Origin of the sequence: Mucilaginibacter sp. OK098 (assembly GCF_900142915.1) — a bacterium.
Taxonomy (GTDB): Bacteria; Bacteroidota; Bacteroidia; order Sphingobacteriales; family Sphingobacteriaceae; genus Mucilaginibacter.
The window spans coordinates 122,826-138,754 of sequence record NZ_FRCM01000009.1 but is presented as its reverse complement, the minus strand read 5'-3'; the positions used below and the strand labels follow the sequence as shown (position 1 = coordinate 138,754).

13 protein-coding genes are annotated in these 15,929 nt (G+C 42.1%); 6 read left to right on the top strand and 7 right to left on the bottom strand.

Going from position 1 to position 15,929, the window contains the following annotated elements:
• Positions 1–25: 25 nt before the first annotated feature.
• On the top strand, positions 26–553 hold the full coding sequence (locus tag BUE31_RS26560) for a hypothetical protein (protein ID WP_143167271.1): 528 nt from the start codon (positions 26–28) through the stop codon (positions 551–553).
• On the opposite strand, the gene BUE31_RS26555 is transcribed toward BUE31_RS26560, so the two are convergent.
• Positions 550–1,512: an energy transducer TonB gene (locus tag BUE31_RS26555; RefSeq protein WP_073406899.1), complete on the bottom strand. Its 963-nt coding sequence runs from the start codon at positions 1,510–1,512 to the stop codon at positions 550–552. The two genes, BUE31_RS26560 and BUE31_RS26555, sit on opposite strands and share 4 nt — an antisense overlap.
• A gap of 30 nt (positions 1,513–1,542) precedes the next feature.
• The gene (gene panD / locus BUE31_RS26550; RefSeq protein ID WP_073406898.1) at positions 1,543–1,893 is read right to left on the bottom strand and encodes an aspartate 1-decarboxylase; all 351 of its coding nucleotides are present in this window, start codon (positions 1,891–1,893) and stop codon (positions 1,543–1,545) included.
• Between the two features lie 394 nt (positions 1,894–2,287).
• On the opposite strand from panD, the gene greA reads away from it, so the two are divergent.
• The 3 genes from greA to BUE31_RS26535 all read left to right on the top strand — a co-directional run bounded on the left by greA (position 2,288) and on the right by BUE31_RS26535 (position 4,368).
• Positions 2,288–2,761, top strand: a complete 474-nt coding sequence (gene greA, locus BUE31_RS26545; protein WP_073406897.1) for a transcription elongation factor GreA — start codon at positions 2,288–2,290, stop codon at positions 2,759–2,761.
• A gap of 172 nt (positions 2,762–2,933) precedes the next feature.
• On the top strand, positions 2,934–3,332 hold the full coding sequence (locus BUE31_RS26540; RefSeq protein WP_073406896.1) for an HIT family protein: 399 nt from the start codon (positions 2,934–2,936) through the stop codon (positions 3,330–3,332).
• 676 nt (positions 3,333–4,008) lie between these two features.
• Complete coding sequence (locus BUE31_RS26535; protein ID WP_073406895.1) at positions 4,009–4,368, top strand: hypothetical protein; 360 nt, start codon at positions 4,009–4,011, stop codon at positions 4,366–4,368.
• Positions 4,369–4,480: 112 nt separating this feature from the next.
• Here the strand turns inward: BUE31_RS26535 and BUE31_RS26530 are convergent, their stop codons facing one another.
• The 5 genes from BUE31_RS26530 to BUE31_RS26510 form a co-directional block, all read right to left on the bottom strand.
• A complete protein-coding gene (locus BUE31_RS26530; protein WP_073406894.1) occupies positions 4,481–7,015 on the bottom strand; it encodes a phosphocholine-specific phospholipase C in 2,535 nt (844 codons plus the stop codon).
• Between the two features lie 203 nt (positions 7,016–7,218).
• Entirely contained in the window at positions 7,219–8,382 is a 1,164-nt protein-coding gene (locus tag BUE31_RS26525) for a TIGR03364 family FAD-dependent oxidoreductase (RefSeq protein ID WP_234997913.1), read from the bottom strand.
• Positions 8,379–9,698, bottom strand: a complete 1,320-nt coding sequence (locus BUE31_RS26520; RefSeq protein WP_073406892.1) for a DUF5690 family protein — start codon at positions 9,696–9,698, stop codon at positions 8,379–8,381. Before BUE31_RS26520 ends, BUE31_RS26525 begins: the two co-directional genes overlap by 4 nt.
• Positions 9,699–9,700: 2 nt before the next feature.
• Positions 9,701–10,387, bottom strand: a complete 687-nt coding sequence (locus tag BUE31_RS26515) for an HAD hydrolase-like protein (protein WP_073406891.1) — start codon at positions 10,385–10,387, stop codon at positions 9,701–9,703.
• A 189-nt stretch (positions 10,388–10,576) separates the two neighbouring features.
• Positions 10,577–11,158: a helix-turn-helix domain-containing protein gene (locus BUE31_RS26510; protein WP_073406890.1), complete on the bottom strand. Its 582-nt coding sequence runs from the start codon at positions 11,156–11,158 to the stop codon at positions 10,577–10,579.
• Between the two features lie 262 nt (positions 11,159–11,420).
• On the opposite strand from BUE31_RS26510, the gene BUE31_RS26505 reads away from it, so the two are divergent.
• Complete coding sequence (locus tag BUE31_RS26505; RefSeq protein ID WP_073406889.1) at positions 11,421–11,996, top strand: phosphonate degradation HD-domain oxygenase; 576 nt, start codon at positions 11,421–11,423, stop codon at positions 11,994–11,996.
• A gap of 580 nt (positions 11,997–12,576) precedes the next feature.
• Positions 12,577–15,894: a SusC/RagA family TonB-linked outer membrane protein gene (locus tag BUE31_RS26500; protein ID WP_073406888.1), complete on the top strand. Its 3,318-nt coding sequence runs from the start codon at positions 12,577–12,579 to the stop codon at positions 15,892–15,894.
• Positions 15,895–15,929: the final 35 nt, after the last annotated feature.

The following is a 15,929-nucleotide window of genomic DNA, read 5'->3' as shown; positions in this document are numbered from 1 at the left end:
AAATAAACCAGGGAGAGATATAATTATGAGAAGGAACGTTTTATTTATTTCACTTATTTTGCCGTTGGTTTTCGGAAGCTGTGCTATGATGCAATCTATTGTAAAATCAACTTTCCCTTATACAACTACTGTTACCATCCCTCAATCGTCAAAAACGGGCGAGGAGCTTTCAGTAACGGGTATGGCCACCAGCTTTGATCAGGATTTTAAGAAGGGTGGAAATAATGGCTCCAAAATAAGCGAGGTGCGGATGATCTCGGCAAAACTGGAATCAAAAGACCCCTCCGATTTTAACCTGGGTAATTTATCATTAGTAAAAGTTTACATGGCAAAGGCGGATGGCAGCGAAGAGGTTTTGGTAGCCTCGCGCACAGATATTACCGCCGGGGTTGGCAACGGCCTGGTTTTGGATATTGATAATTCTACCTTTTTAGATCAGCGGATGCGTGAGTCGCAGGTAAGGATAAAAATGGTTTACAAGCTGCGCAACCACATTAGCACCGACGCCAGCCTGCACCTGGTATTGGGGGTTGGCGCTTATCCGTCGAATTAGTCCTTTAAAGAAAAATTCACCGGAACACTGTACACTACTCTTACCGGCCGGGTAAACATTGTCCCGGGTATCCAGTGCGGTGATTTTTTAACAACCCTCAGCGCTTCTTTATCCAGGCCTTTGCTCAACGACTCGTCTACCTTAACTTCCGTTACACTGCCATCCTTTTCAACTACAAAAGATAGAACCACCTCTCCCTGTATATTATTGCTGCGTTCATAGTCCGGGTATTGTATGTTATTGCCAAGGTATGCCACAAAACCCGCAATCCCGCCTTTAAACAGGGGCTCGGTACCTCTTGATTTGGTATAACTTGCAGTTGCTCCATCAGCAAACGTAGCCGTACCAGAAATAAGCTCGCCATTTTTATAGTTTTCTGTAAATGATGTTTGTGGCTTAGTGGAGCTACCCTTCCAAACGCCATCTCTTTTACCATCACTTACATTACCTTCTTCCTCAATATATTTAAAGTTACTGTCGTAGAGTTTGCAATGGCCTTTACCGTTTTCAACCAGCGGGGTACCTAAGGAGTCGTAATTAGCTGTTATAATGTAATTCCTGAAATAACTGTCAAGTTTGCCATCGGCAATATATTCTGTCACCAAATATGGTTTCCCGCTCGGGTAAAATTCATATTCAGGCCCAACTTTTACGCCGTCTTTATAATTGGTAATACTTTTTTTTGCCCCGTTTGCATAATAACCCAGGCATTGTCCTTCGAACGTTGGCGGATCGATAGATTTTGATTTTCCAACCAGCTTACGCTTGCCGCTAAGATAAAACTCAAATACGTTGTACATGACAGATGCGGAATCCGGCTCCCGTACAACCCGTATATAATCGGCGCTATCGCGCACGGCTACATATTTGCCGTTGTTTTTTAAAAAATAAACATTTTGTCGCTGGGCAAAGCAAAGAGTGGTAAAAAGAAGAGCAATTAAAGTTGATAAAAATTTCATTTAGCAAACCGGCTTTTGAGCTGCTCTAATTTACTTTAATAATTTATTATCGCTATCCGGGAAAATCAATATCGGTTCATATTTACGCGCCTCATCAACTTCCATATAGGCGTATGACATAATGATCACAATATCGCCCACTTGGGCCAGCCGGGCTGTTGCACCGTTTAAGCAAATAGTGCCTGTGCCACGTTCACCGCGGATAACGTAGGTTTCAAAACGGGCGCCGTTGTTATTATTTACAATCTGCACCTTTTCATTAGCTATAATATTAGCCGCATCCATCAAATCTTCATCAATAGTAATACTGCCTACATAGTTCAATTCGGCCTGTGTTACCTTTGCACGGTGAAGCTTGGATTTTAATACTTCAATTATCATGGGGCAAAGGTAGAGAAAAATATTAGTTCATAGTTGATGGTTCATAGTTCATGGCGGTGGGTTGACAAAGAGAAACAGTTCATGGCATTTTTAGCCTTATGCTAAATGATAAGATGTTATACAAGTCAATTCGTAAACTACCGCTACTTCCTTCTTGCCATGAACCATGAACTATGATCCATGAACGACATCAGCTATGAACTAAAAAATATTTGGATATTAAAACTTAAATCACTTATCTTCGTTTTATACAAAAAGCAAGACTATGTAGGCGTGGCCGATATAGTCTTGTTTGTTTTTTAAAAGAACGTCATTGCGTCCTTCTTAAAACAGAAGGGCGGTTTTTTTTGGCGACCATAGAACTTAATATTATTAAAAATTTAATTTGTGCGTTATGGCAGAGGTAGCATATTATACCAAAGAAGGTTTAGAAAATTTAAAGAACGAGTTACATCAGTTAAAAACTACGGGCCGAACCAACATCAGTAAAGCAATTGCAGAGGCCCGCGACAAAGGTGATCTGTCTGAAAATGCGGAATACGATGCTGCCAAAGAGGCGCAGGGATTGCATGAGGCAAAAATTTCAAAAATGGGCGAAATGCTTGCAAATGCCCGCCTGCTTGATGAGTCGAAATTGGATGCTTCAAAAGTACTGGCATTATCTATTGTTAAAATAAAGAATGTAAAGAACGGTGCTGTTATGAGCTATCAGCTGGTATCAGAAAATGAGGCCGACCTTAAATCGGGTAAAATTTCGGTAGCGTCGCCTATTGCCAAGGGCTTATTAGGCAAAAAGGTTGGCGAAACTATTGAAATAACCGTACCGGCCGGTAATATGGAATTTGAAATAATGGAGATTTCGAGGTAATTTCGGAAGTCGGAGTTTCGATATCGGATTTAAAAAATACAAGCAAACGCGGTGGCTGTGTCCTCACAGCCACCCTGCTAAAGAAAAAAGATGTCTGCGATAACTCAGGCAACGAGGGTAAAGGACTAACCTAATCAACTCAATCCAACTTAATTAACCCAATCAACTCAACATGACCATCTTTTCAAAAATAATATCAGGCGAGATCCCAGCTTATAAAGTAGCCGAAACTATTGATTTTTTGGCATTCCTGGATATTAACCCGCTTGCCGAAGGGCATGTGCTGGTGATCCCTAAGCAGGAAGTTGATTACCTCTTCGACATGGAGGATGACCTTTATGCCGGTTTGCAGATCTTTGCAAAAATTGTTGCCGGCGGTATTAAAAAAGCCATTCCCTGTATCAAGGTTGGGGTAGCAGTTATCGGCCTCGAAGTGCCGCATGCGCATATTCACCTGATCCCGATGAACAGGGTTGACGACATGAATTTCTCCCGTCCAAAACTCTCCTTTACCCCTGAGCAACTGGAAGCTACAATGGATAAGATAAGAGAAGCATTGAAGCAGGACTGAGTGCATACGTAATTGCAATGATGTGAGGGGAAATTACTTAGTCTCCTTAGCCCCGATAATAACCCACTGGTTAACCGTATTACCCGACCCTTCAATACAAACTTTGTAAAATGCTGATGATGACTTTAACAGATACCAGGGCATTTGCGTAAAAGCTTGGCGTAGCGTTGACTCACCCGACGACGCTGCGCTGGTCGACCTCTCTTCGTCTGCGACGGAAAGAGGTGGGGGGGGGAAGAAAAAATGAAAAGATTTTTTAGCCCTCTTTACCGCTCGCGGAAGAGAGGGCAGGTCGAGCGAAGCAATGACCGGGTGAGTAGCTCTGCGCGCGATATTAACGCCAATGCACAGCGCAGCGTTTACTCACTCTACGACGCTTCGCTGCTCGACCTCTTCTCCTGCGGCGGAAAGAGGTGGGGAAAGATTAAATTTTATTAATAATATCTGTAGTTCCCTACAAGCGGCTAAAATACACCGATGAACACCGCTAATCAATCTATAAAATCGTATTATTCACATTATTAGCGCTTTATAAGCATTTATAGAGCGTAATTCACCTTTGGTCTACTTGTAAAAGGTGCTGGTCTATTAAGTTTTTTTGGTGTTTAAAGTTGTTGTTCCTTTGAATTGTAAAACGATAACAAAAACATTCATATACATTAAAAAAATTAAGATCATGAAGAATTCAATCAAATTAACAGCACTATTTCTATTGGCAACAACAGGTTTGTTTGCGGCGGTTCCTGCTAAAGTTGTAAAGGTAACTGCACCTTCAGCAACCATTTCTACACTGCCATCAAATAAAGGAATTGCTGTAAAAGCCGCCGATGCAAAATCAATCGTAATGATTTACGACCAGGATAAAAATGTACTGCGTAAAGATGTATTGGCAAGCAACCATTCAAAAGGCTATATTTTAACCACCCTTGAAAACGGCGATTACACCATGGAAGTTACTTCAAACAAACAAATTGTTAAAAAGAGCATCCACGTTTATGACGAAGGTAAAACCAAAACATTTATTGTTCAGGAATAATTGATTAAACCCCTTATACTATAAAGCATCGCTTCTTTTTTGAGGCGATGCTTTTTTTACGTGTTTGCTATTCTTCAGGGCCTGCGAGGCAATTGATCCGTTTTTTGTTTTCCTACACGTCCCCCATTTGTGGGTCGCTAAAGCTTGATTTACCGGTTTCAACCCTGCCTGCATATCTTTTTTCAAAGGTTTGGGTGCCGTTTACTTTAACGCTGAAATCATACCAGCCATGGCTGTTGATGAGGTTAAGCGCCACTGACGATTTACCTGCAGGTTTAAGCGTTACTACATGGTTGTTGGTTTTGTAAGCATGATCGGTTATCTGAACGGTTTGCTGATGACTGTCGGCGTTGAGCAGGCTCAATTCAATATTACCGGTAAGCTTTTTGGCATCTATATGATCAAGCTGGTAATCGCATACAATATCCAATTCAGGGTCATTTGCGTTACCTTTAAATTCGCGGAAAAACCCGTTCGGTCCGTAAACCCGCAGGTGGTAATGGCTGTTTTCAAAATCACTTAAAGGCCATTCATCGGCAAGGGTGTCGCCAGCCCTAGTGGTGTAGGCCCAGGTCCGCAAATTCTCTTCAATATACTTGCCGGGTGCATAAACGTTAAATGGCGAACCCGATGCAGCGCTGCCAAAAACTTTGTTGCTTGCCGTAAACTTCACGCTAAATGATTTCTTATCAGCGCTTAATTTACCATCGGCATACAACTGATAGGGCAGGGCGCATGATGGTTTGATGCCTTTTTCCTGCTTCGGCATGTACGGCGATTTGTAAGGCGCTTTATTGATAAGCGCTATTTCATCGGCAGTTAACAGTTTATAATCATCCGGCAGTTTTTTAAACTGTGCTTTATGAATGCCTTCTACAAATGCATCTTTCGGCAAAAACTCCGGTTTAGGAATAACCTCACCGTTGTACGGGCGGAATACAGAGGTCAGATCACCACAAATGGTACGACGCCATTCACTGATGTTTGGCTCAATTATTTTTTTGCCGGTTTTTTTGCTCAGGAATGTTTCTAAAAACTGCAGGGTTGAGGTATGGTCAAACACCTCGGAGTTAACCCAGCCGCCTTTGCTCCATGGCGAGGCTATTACCAGCGGCACACGGAAGCCTAAGCCAATAGCGTTTTCCTTATCATATTTTTCAGGGAAATCTTTCCGGGCAAGCTCTTGCTCAAGCGTTATAAATTCAACGCGGGTATCAATCCCCTCAGATACCTTCCCGGTACCCGCTTTATGCGAATGTGGCGCGGTAAATGGCGGCACATGGTCAAAATAACCATCGTTTTCATCATAAGCTAATATGAAGATGGTTTTTTTCCATACTTCGGGGTTTTGAGTTAGGATATCCATCACCTCTGATACATACCAAGCCCCAAACCAGGCTGCACTTGGGTGATCGGAAAAATTCTCCGGAGCAGTTACCCATGATACGGTTGGCAGCTTGCCTGTTTTTACATCTTCCCTAAACTGGTGCAACACGTCGCCCTTTGGTACTTTCAGCTCACGCTGGGTACCGTCGTCATTGTATTTTAAGTCGACAAGCGTACGATAATCCGGGTCGTTTTTATTATTGCTGAAGGCTTTGTTATGCAGGCTTTTTTCTTTGTCTGACAGCTTATCAAACATGCCCAGCTTGTAAACTTCACGTTCTTTATTAACTGAATCAAGGTAGCCTTTCATCTCCCTTAATTGTTTTTTAAGATGGCTGATGTGTGCATCGCCGGCAGGAAGTGTATCAATTTTCTTTTGCAGGTCATTTATCATGGCGGGCAGTTCTTTCGCCCTTTTTTCCATGGCGATGATGTGCGGCTCGTGCAAGTGAATATTGTACTGCGCAAAAAACTCAAGCGGATTATCCTGGAAGTTTGATAACCACGGATCTTCCTCGCCTTCAAAACCGGTATCTATTGCAACTTCGTTCTGGTAGCAGTTCCATGAGATGCCGTTCTCTTCCAAACGCTCGGGAAAGGTAGCCCATTTAAGCGTACCATAATCCATGTCCTCGTTCCAAACGTGAGCCCGAGAATCCTCATTTTGCTCCTCGCGGATGGTGCCGCTCCAAAAGTAAAGCCTGTTAGGATTAGTGCCCGTTAATGCCGAGCAAAAGTTCTGATCGCAAACGGTAAAGGCATCAGCCAAAGCATAGTAAAAAGGGATATCCTGGCGGGTGTGGTAACCCAGGGTAAGCGGCATATCTGCATACTCTTTATTGCCGTTGCGCTTATTATCAAGCCACTTATCAAATTTGCCGTCGTTACGGGCATTTACCTGGTTGCGCCATGAATGCGGAAGCGAGCTCATCCAGGTTGATTTGGTGTTTTTTATATCTAAATGAAAAGGCGCATAAGTTTCCCCCTTTTTGTTTGATTGCAGCCATACTTTATTTTTATTTGGCAGATCAATAGCGCGCGGATCATTGTATCCCCTTACACCCTTAAGCGTTCCGTACACGTGATCAAACGAACGGTTTTCCTGCATCAGGATAACAATATGTTCTGCATCCATATAAGTGCTGCCCGGCGCCGGGTTAATGGCCATAGCCATTTGAATTGAAGCCGGTATTAAACCTGATAAGCCAGCCGCGCCAGTTAACATTGCAGCCTTTTTTATAAAATCTCTCCTGGTATCCATGTTGTTTTAGTTCATGGTTCATAGTTGATGGTTCATAGTAGCTGCAAAAAGCCACTCGTCATAACTACAAACAATTTATTAGTGTAATTTCAAATGTAATATTTTCTGTTAGTTCATGGGCATAGTTAATAGATCATGGCGACTGCAGACTATTCGCCATTTACAGTTAACTTTTCTTCCGGCTATGAACTATGAACCATCAACTATGAACCCCTCTTCCCAACAATCTCCTCGCATAAGCCAAACGATAAGGTCATCCCATTGCCACCCATCCCGTTTATTATGGTTACACCTGGTTCAATATCAACTATCAGCTCGGTTGCACCATTGGTCATTTTGGGGTAGATGCCGTGCCATGATTGTAGTAATTTCCAGTTCTTAAAGGTGGCAAAAGTTTGTAAGTATGAGGTTATCATTTCATTAATAAATCCCTTGTCGAAGGGATCGTGGACCAGGCCATATTCGTGCGAATCGCCAATGGTTAGCTCACCATTGTCGTTTTGCGATACCATAACGTGAATGCCCCATTTAAGGTATTCGGCATATTGTTCTTCATAACGTTTACGCAGAGCGGGTAAGGAAGCTGCGGCCTGGAAACCGGGGTAATGGATCATGGACAGGCCACCACATAATGACGGGCCAATGCGCCATTCGTTAGGCTGGGTAACCAGGCGCATCATTTGCAGCTTGCATTTGGTTATCTGTGTATCTAAAAACAAATCGGGATACAGGGTTTCAAAATCGGCCCCGCTGCAAATAAAGATCTCATCGGCTTCCCAGGAAAGGTTGCCGGAAGTAACTTTTGGATGATCAATGCTGCTGATTGCGGTATTCCAGTAAAACTCCACATCATACTTTTCAGTAAGGTATTTGGCTACCTGCCTGATGCCAACTCTTGATTCCACTATCATTTCTTCGCCGCTCCATAAGGCGCCTTTAAGGCCTTTGGGATTTACTGCCGGTGATTTTTGTAAGGTTTGCTTGGGCGATAATAAGCTGCAATCGCGAAAATGCTGGTTAGCTTCAACATATTCAGCTATTACCTGTAATTCATCATCATGATAAGCCAGGTGCAGGGACCCAACCTCATCATGCCAGATGCTGGCTTCGGTACAGATCTCTTTCCAGATCCTGCGCGACAGCATTGCCCGTTCAAACAGCGGCCCTGTTGCCTGCCCAATGGGCCAGATCATCCCAAAATTGCGGATAGATGCGCCTACTGCATGTTCATTGCGCTCAAATATGGTTACCTTATAACCCCGCAGGGCAAGCGCCCTCGCGGTAGCCAGCCCTACAATACCTGCCCCTATAATTATGGCAGAGCCCCCCATCCCCCTAAAGGAGGAGTTTGAAGATGTTTGCTTCATACAGCTTGTATGTTTAGTTCACTTTGTGATTCTTCGCTTTTATTGCTCTTGCGGGCGCTTTGTGAAAAATAAATAAGGGATAGTATAGCACATATACCGCCTACGATGCCCACAATTAAAACGCCCTCTTTAAAAAAGGCGGCCCAGCTGATAGATGGTCGGCCTAATTCCTTAACCATCAGTATAGTTACGCTACCCAAATATCCCATAGAATCTGAAACATAAATAAGGAAACCCACATTACTGCGGTAATTGAAGGTGGCTATCATCCGTTCAAAGAAAATAGCATTATAAGGAACATAGCCCATGTAAAGGCCCAGCCCGGCTACCGTCATCCATTCCATTGGGCCAATAATTTTTAGCTCATAAAGTATGGTGCCCGCAGCTATAAGTACACAGCCGCCTATTATCATCAAATGAATCACTCTGAAAGCTTTCAGGTTCTTTCTAACCAATATCAGCAGGCTCATGGCCACCAATACAATAACAGAGATAATGGTATCTATTTTAGTATAAATAGTGTTGTCTTTATTACCAAGACTGGCCCAGATCTCTACTTCAAAATTATCGCGGATATCACGCATTATGGTAAGCAGTACATAAATTATCAGCGTAAGGATAATGCCTGGTAAAAACCGTTTTAAAAACTGCTGGCGTTCTGCTGCATTCATGGGCGCACGTTTTGTACGCAGGCTGATATCTTCTTCAGATGGCGGGGGCATCAGCTCAAGGCAAAAAACAAAAAATATCAGCGGAACCACAAACAATGCCCCTGTAATAAACGGCATGGTATATTCGCTTATATGAAAAGTGCCGCGTATGGTACGTGCGATGGTTTTTACAAAACCGGAGGCAAAAATAAGGCTGATAGATAAAACAGCTGCCATAAACTCCGTTGATCTCCGGCCCTCCAGGTAACTAAAAACCAGTCCCCAGATCATCCCAAGGGGAAATCCGTTAAGAAAAAGGCAAATAATATTATAAGGTGCCGGGATAATGGCGAAGAGAAGTAAAGCACCCCAGGCGGCGCCTATTAAAACGAAAATGCTTTTTGCGCGTTGCCCCGGCTTTAACTCGGCAATAAATTTAATACCGTAAAATTTACTTAAAGTATACCCAATAACCTGTGCTATAACAAGCCATACCTTGTAATCAATATGAAAATATTGTTCGCCTGTAAAAGTACCTGCGGCAAAACCTTTGCGAAAGGCATACATAGAAGTATAGGTACCAAAAGCCGAAACTGCTGCTAATAAAGAGATCAGAGAATATGGCCATTTGGCAACCTTAGCACGCAGGCGATCCATTGCAATCATAGCTATTTGCTTATGATAGTTAATACCTCGGCTATATCATCAATAATGTGCGTAGGATTGTATGCCTCGAGTTCCTGGCGGGAAAAGGTGCCGGTAGTAACGCCAATAATATACTTACAGCCTGCATTCTGGCCTTCGCGTACATCAACTTCGGTATCGCCAACCTTAGCAACTTCCCTTGCCCTGTCAATTTTACCATCAATCATCATCTTTTGGATCATGTAAGGGTGGGGGCGACCAAGTTCTACCTCGTCTGAGCCAACTACATGGTCAATCAGTTCTTTTTCAACCCATTGCAAACGGTTAACAATGGTGTCGGCAATATCGCGCGAAAAACCTGTATTTATACCCACCTGCACACCCTTTGCACGTAATGCGGCAAAAGTTTCCTCAACGTTTGGTAAAGGCTCAATGCCGGGGGCTGTTTTATAATGAGCTATCATTTGCTGTACAAATTCCTTATGGATTCCGGTTACCAGCTCGGTAGTTATTTTGGCATCGTTATGCTCATGCAGGCGAAGGATCTGCTTGATGGCAAGGTTTTTTTCATAACCCATTAAAGGGTTGATAAGGTCGATGGGAACTTCATACCCGGATTTTAGTAAAGCAGCCTGGAATGCTTTACTTACGTCATGATCATCTTTAACCGTTGTGCCGGCTATATCAAATACTACTAATTTTATGGACATAATTGCTCAATAATTGTTGAGCAATACTAAACATAGTTCATTAAAACTAAACTAAATTAGTGTTAAGGTTTGATTAAGAGATTAGAGACCAGGGGTTAGGGATTAGTTTTGGGGAGAGTCCGAAAGAAGCTCCTTATATTTGCAATGGCAAGCTTTTTCTCCAATCTCTGGTCTCTAGACTCTGATCACTCACTTCCCCTTCTCTTCAAAAAAATAAATCACCAGCATGCTGGCGGGTGTTGTGCCAAGGTTTTTGGGGGTGTGGGGGATGCGTCCGTCAAACAGCATAGAATCGCCTTGTTTCAGGGTTATCTTTTTCTCGTTAATTTGGTATTCTATCTCGCCTGCTAATATATATTTATATTCAAAAGCATCGGTTTCAACCAGGGGCCGGCTAGCATCAGGCTCAAGCTCAAGAATAACAATATCAATGGTGCTGGGATTGATAGATTTTGTAAAGATGCGCTGGTAATGAAAACCTGTGGCATGCTCTTTTTCAAAATGCTCGTAGTCATTCTTTCTTTTTACCAGGATGGGAAGCTCATTACTTTTTGAGCGGATGTCTTTAAAAAACTCGTTAAGGTCAATCTCAAGGGCCTTGATGATCTCTATCAATACCATTAATGAGGGAATAGTGCGGCTGTTCTCAATCTGGGAGATTAGTCCTTTGCTTACATTTGCCCTAATGGCAAGTTCCTGCACCGTTATGTTTTTTTCGCGCCTCCGGTCTTTTATACGATTGCTGATCTGGATCAGGATGTCTTCTTCCATTAATGTTAAAAAGTTTGCAGCGCAAAGTAACTAATAAAGCAAATGCCGGGAAATAATGTTTTTGTTAAGAAAAGTTAAACTAGGGTTTTTAGGATTAAAAGATTGTAAGATAATTTTTGTCTGAATCAGAATTTTTAAATTACCAGGATAAGATTTAATAACTCCATCAAATTTACATTCTGTGAATTCTGATTCAGACAATAATCAACGCTTAACACAACCATAACATTCATTTATTTAATTTGCACTTAAAATTACCCAGATGAGATCCGCAGCAAATAATCACAAGGCCATAGTGAACGAAGTTTTTTCATTGTATGAAAAATTTGGGGATGAGGATTACATAGGCGAACCGGTTTCTCAGCTGGAACACATGTCGCAGGCAGCGGCGCTTGCTCAAGAGGAAGGTTATGATGATGAAGTGATCCTTGCTGCATTTTTTCATGACATTGGCCATTTATGTGCCGAAGAAGGTGAAGCTGAAAGTATGGATGGTATGGGTAATGTGGATCATGAAAAACTGGGTGCCGATTATTTGTTGGAGCGCGGTTTTTCTGAACGGGTGGCCAATTTGGTACAGGGCCATGTACTGGCTAAAAGATATCTTACTTATAAGTATCCTGAATATTATAATAAACTCTCGGAAGCGAGCAAGACAACGCTGGAATTCCAGGGTGGCAGAATGAGCAAAGAAGAAGCGGATGAATTTGAGCTGAATCCCGATGCCGATTTAATAATCAGGCTCCGCTATTGGGACGATATGGCAAAGGAAATGAATGTTCCGGTTGACAACGTAGTTCATTTGAAGGAGCTTGCCTTAGCGCACCTGGATGGTTAGTTATTAGAGACCAGTGGTTAGAGGTTAGAGATCAGTTTCCGGAAGGGTTCTCAATGAGGGCCGGCCTGGAAAATGAGCAGGCATAGTTACATACTTAGCAGGCGGCGCAGGGTCCTTTTTCAAAGAGACCCTGCGGGAACGGAAAATAAATAAACCGAGTTAAACTTTATAAATCTTTTCTACAATGCTCCTGTAAAACAAATCCATATTGCGGCCTGGAAAATGACCAGGCATAGTTGCATACTTAGCACGCGGCGCAGGGGTCCTTTTTTAAAGAGCCCCTGCGAGAACGGAAAGCCTCTGTTGAGTCTGGTACCATACGAACTCTTTCTTTCGGACTTACGGACTTTCCCGACTTTCGGACCCCAAAGAACTAATCTCTAAACCAAATATTTAATATTTGTCAATATTAAATATTTGTAAGCTATAAGTAACGTCCTTGTTACACAATTCCACCCATTTAACATTTTCTACATCTATTGTTAAGCATTGCTTAATACTAATTTAGTTTACTAATAATAAACAAAGTTTAGTATTGCTGCATGAAAACTTCATTCCCATCACTATTAAAACTTAACAGATGAAACAGATTTACATGCAATTTAAGACCATAATAACGGTCTTGTTATTCTGTCTTGCCCCGGTACTTTTATTCGGGCAATCAAAAATCGGTGGTACTGTAACCGATGACAAAAAACAGCCTTTGCCGGGTGTGAGCGTTGCGCTTAAAGGCACCACAAAAGGTACAGTAACAGACATTAACGGCAGTTTCCTGTTCACCGCTGAAAAAGGCCAGGTGCTTGTGTTTAAATTCCTGGGCTTTGTAACACAGGAAATAACCATAGGCGACCAGACCAATTACAACGTGACGATGGCTGATGATTCCAGAATATTAAATGAAGTTGTAGTAACAGCTTTAGGTATTAAAAGAGAAACCAAAAGATTAGGTTACTCAGTTCAGGAACTTAATGGAGCAGAAGTTACCAAAGCGCGTGAGCCTAACGCCATTAATGGTTTAACAGGTAAAATTTCCGGTTTAAACGTAGGTATCAACCAGGAGCTCTTAGCTGCCCCAACTGTATTACTCCGGGGATCACCTTTAAACTTTTATGTTGTTGATGGTATTCCAATCAATACCGATACGCAAAATATAAGCCCGGACGATATAGAAACCTATACCATACTAAAAGGCCCTACTGCTGCTGCAATTTATGGTAGCCGTGGCATTAACGGTGCTATTTTAATTACCACAAAAAGAGCCAAAAAAGACAGCAAGGGCTTTACAATTGAATTTAATTCGAGCACGCAATTAACTGCAGGTTTTCTTACCATCCCAAAGGTTCAAACCAATTACGGTGGTGGTGACTATGACAAGTATGCATTTGGCGATGGCGCCGGTGGTGGTGTTAACGATGGTGATTATGACGTTTGGGGCCCGCGGTTAAACTCCGGATTGTTACTTCCTCAATATAACAGCCCTTATGACCCAACCCAAACTTATACTACCACCTTCAAAGACGGGTCGAAATTTACTGGCCATTATAAGCCAATCCCGTGGATAACAAGAGGCGCAAACAACTTGCAAAACTTTTTGCAAACAGGTGTTTTAACCAGCAATAACGTCGCTTTTTCTGCGACAACCGATAAGTCGAATGTTCGGATGTCGATTACTGATGGCCATCAAACAGGTATCACACCAAATACAAAATTAAATACTGTTAACTTTAACATTCTTGCCAGCTATAACTTCAGCAAAAAGTTTAAAGTTGAAGGTAACCTGAATTATAACCGTCAGTTTACCGACAATATTCCCGATGTTGTTTACGGCCCGAACAGTATTATCTATAACATTGATATCTGGACCGGCGCCGATTGGGGGCTAAACGATGTGCGGAACTACTGGCAGCCCGGAAAAGAAGGCATTCAATCCTACTTCGTGGAATACAAGCGTTACCATAACCCGTTTTTCCAAAGCTACGAGTGGCTGAGAGGTCATTATAAAAACGATGTGTATGGCTGGGCAGCTTTTACTTATAGCCCAAACAAAGATTTTGATATAACCATCCGTTCAAACGTTAGTACTTACAATGTTTTAAGGACTGAAAAAGAACCATTTTCTGCGCACCCTTACGGAGATGAGCATAACCATGGGAACTACCGGGAAGACCGCAGAGACCTGTTTGATAATAACACAGACCTGTTGTTAAAATATAACTTTAATAACATTGCAAAAAGTGGATTTAGCATCTATGCATTAGCAGGTTCTACCTTGCGCAACTTGAAATACACTTCATTGTACACTTCAACCGACCAGTTATTGATCCATGACGTTTATACTTTCCAAAACTCAATAAACCCGTTAAAGGTCTATAATTTTGACTCGAATATGATTACGCTGAGCGAGTATGCCTCTGCCGACATTACGTTCAAAAAATATTTTACTATTACTGCTACAGCCCGTAACGAAAAATCGTCGGCGTTGCAAAACCAGTCATATTTTTATCCATCTGTAAGCGCAAGCACACCGATATCTGATTACGTTAAACTTCCTGAAGCTGTATCTTTCTTAAAAGTAAGGGCAAGTTATGCTAACGTAAAAGAAGGCGGTACTTCTGCATATATCGGCCAGGCAGGTAACGCTGCCGGTTACGGAACTGACTACCAGACTAACTATGGTGGCCCTGCTTATGTTTCATCCCCTCCTGCATATAACTTAGGCAAGTCGAGCAATAACGTCACCATTGCTACCGCCCCTACTTATGCAATTGACCCAAGTTTGAAACCATCTACCCGTTCAAACTACGAAGCTGGTTTTGATATACGCTTCCTGAGAGATCGTATTGGTTTATCAAGTACTTATTTCATCTATAAAGACGGTCCGAAAATATTTACGGCCTCAAGTTCTGAAACTAACGGTAGTGCACAAAGCTTTGTAACCAACGGGTTTGCTACAAAAAGAACAGGTTTCGAGTTTTCTGTAAGCGGTAATCCAGTCCTTTCTACTGATTTTAGGTGGGATGTGTTAGTGAACGTAGGAACTTATAAAGAAGTATACGATCAATTTCCAAGCCAGTTAAATGGTACATATGCCCAATTCTTCCATATCGGCGACCGTGTAGATAAATTATATGGTGCGCAAGAAGCAAAATCTCCTGATGGCAGGGTTATTCATGATTCATCAGGTTTGCCAATGTATTTACCTGTTGCCCAATACTTAGGGAATGCCGACCCTGATTTTAGCTGGGGTATTAACAACAAATTTAAATATAAGCAATTTAGCCTTTCCTTCCAGTTTGACGGTGCAGTAGGTGGTAAAATTCAGGACCGTGTATATCGTAAACTGGTTGAAGGTGGCCGTGGCGCAAATACCGATGAAGGTGTAATAGGCGCTGCCCGTTTGTACGAGTCGCAGCATTGGGGTGATCCCGGATTTAGAGGTGCGGTTTATGCCGATGGTACACCAATTTTAGGTCATGATGGTGTTACGCTTTCTGCAGGCAGCACGGCTATTAAATATGATCCTACTACCGGTGTTATAACAAACTTAGGTCAGTTGCAATTTTCTCCGAATACTACCCCTGTTAAATATGTTCAGGATTATGTAAGCAGCTTTTATAACGACCCTGAACATACAGTAATCAGCAGGACTTATGCTAAATTAAGAGAAGTTGTGATCGGCTATTCACTGCCAAAATCTATGGTGCAAAAATTACACCTCGCAAAAATAGATTTTTCCTTAGTTGGACGTAACCTGCTTTATTTCTTCCACTCAGGATATAAAGATATTGATGTTGATCAGTATCCCGGCCGCGATCAACTAGGTAACGCTCACCTTGAATATAACCTGCAAAGCCCTACAACCAGGAGTGTTGGCTTTAACATAAACGTTGTTTATTAAGCGGTTTAAATATTTTTTAACGACTAAAAAAACAT

Excerpts from the sequence above, each read along its gene's own strand:
- BUE31_RS26560 (WP_143167271.1), top strand. The coding sequence starts at position 26 with ATGAGAAGGAACGTTTTATTTATTTCACTTATTTTGCCGTTGGTTTTC.
- BUE31_RS26555 (WP_073406899.1), bottom strand. The coding sequence starts at position 1,512 with ATGAAATTTTTATCAACTTTAATTGCTCTTCTTTTTACCACTCTTTGC.
- panD (WP_073406898.1), bottom strand. The coding sequence starts at position 1,893 with ATGATAATTGAAGTATTAAAATCCAAGCTTCACCGTGCAAAGGTAACA.
- greA (WP_073406897.1), top strand. The coding sequence starts at position 2,288 with ATGGCAGAGGTAGCATATTATACCAAAGAAGGTTTAGAAAATTTAAAG.
- BUE31_RS26540 (WP_073406896.1), top strand. The coding sequence starts at position 2,934 with ATGACCATCTTTTCAAAAATAATATCAGGCGAGATCCCAGCTTATAAA.
- BUE31_RS26535 (WP_073406895.1), top strand. The coding sequence starts at position 4,009 with ATGAAGAATTCAATCAAATTAACAGCACTATTTCTATTGGCAACAACA.
- BUE31_RS26530 (WP_073406894.1), bottom strand. The coding sequence starts at position 7,015 with ATGGATACCAGGAGAGATTTTATAAAAAAGGCTGCAATGTTAACTGGC.
- BUE31_RS26525 (WP_234997913.1), bottom strand. The coding sequence starts at position 8,382 with ATGAAGCAAACATCTTCAAACTCCTCCTTTAGGGGGATGGGGGGCTCT.
- BUE31_RS26520 (WP_073406892.1), bottom strand. The coding sequence starts at position 9,698 with ATGATTGCAATGGATCGCCTGCGTGCTAAGGTTGCCAAATGGCCATAT.
- BUE31_RS26515 (WP_073406891.1), bottom strand. The coding sequence starts at position 10,387 with ATGTCCATAAAATTAGTAGTATTTGATATAGCCGGCACAACGGTTAAA.
- BUE31_RS26510 (WP_073406890.1), bottom strand. The coding sequence starts at position 11,158 with ATGGAAGAAGACATCCTGATCCAGATCAGCAATCGTATAAAAGACCGG.
- BUE31_RS26505 (WP_073406889.1), top strand. The coding sequence starts at position 11,421 with ATGAGATCCGCAGCAAATAATCACAAGGCCATAGTGAACGAAGTTTTT.
- BUE31_RS26500 (WP_073406888.1), top strand. The coding sequence starts at position 12,577 with ATGAAACAGATTTACATGCAATTTAAGACCATAATAACGGTCTTGTTA.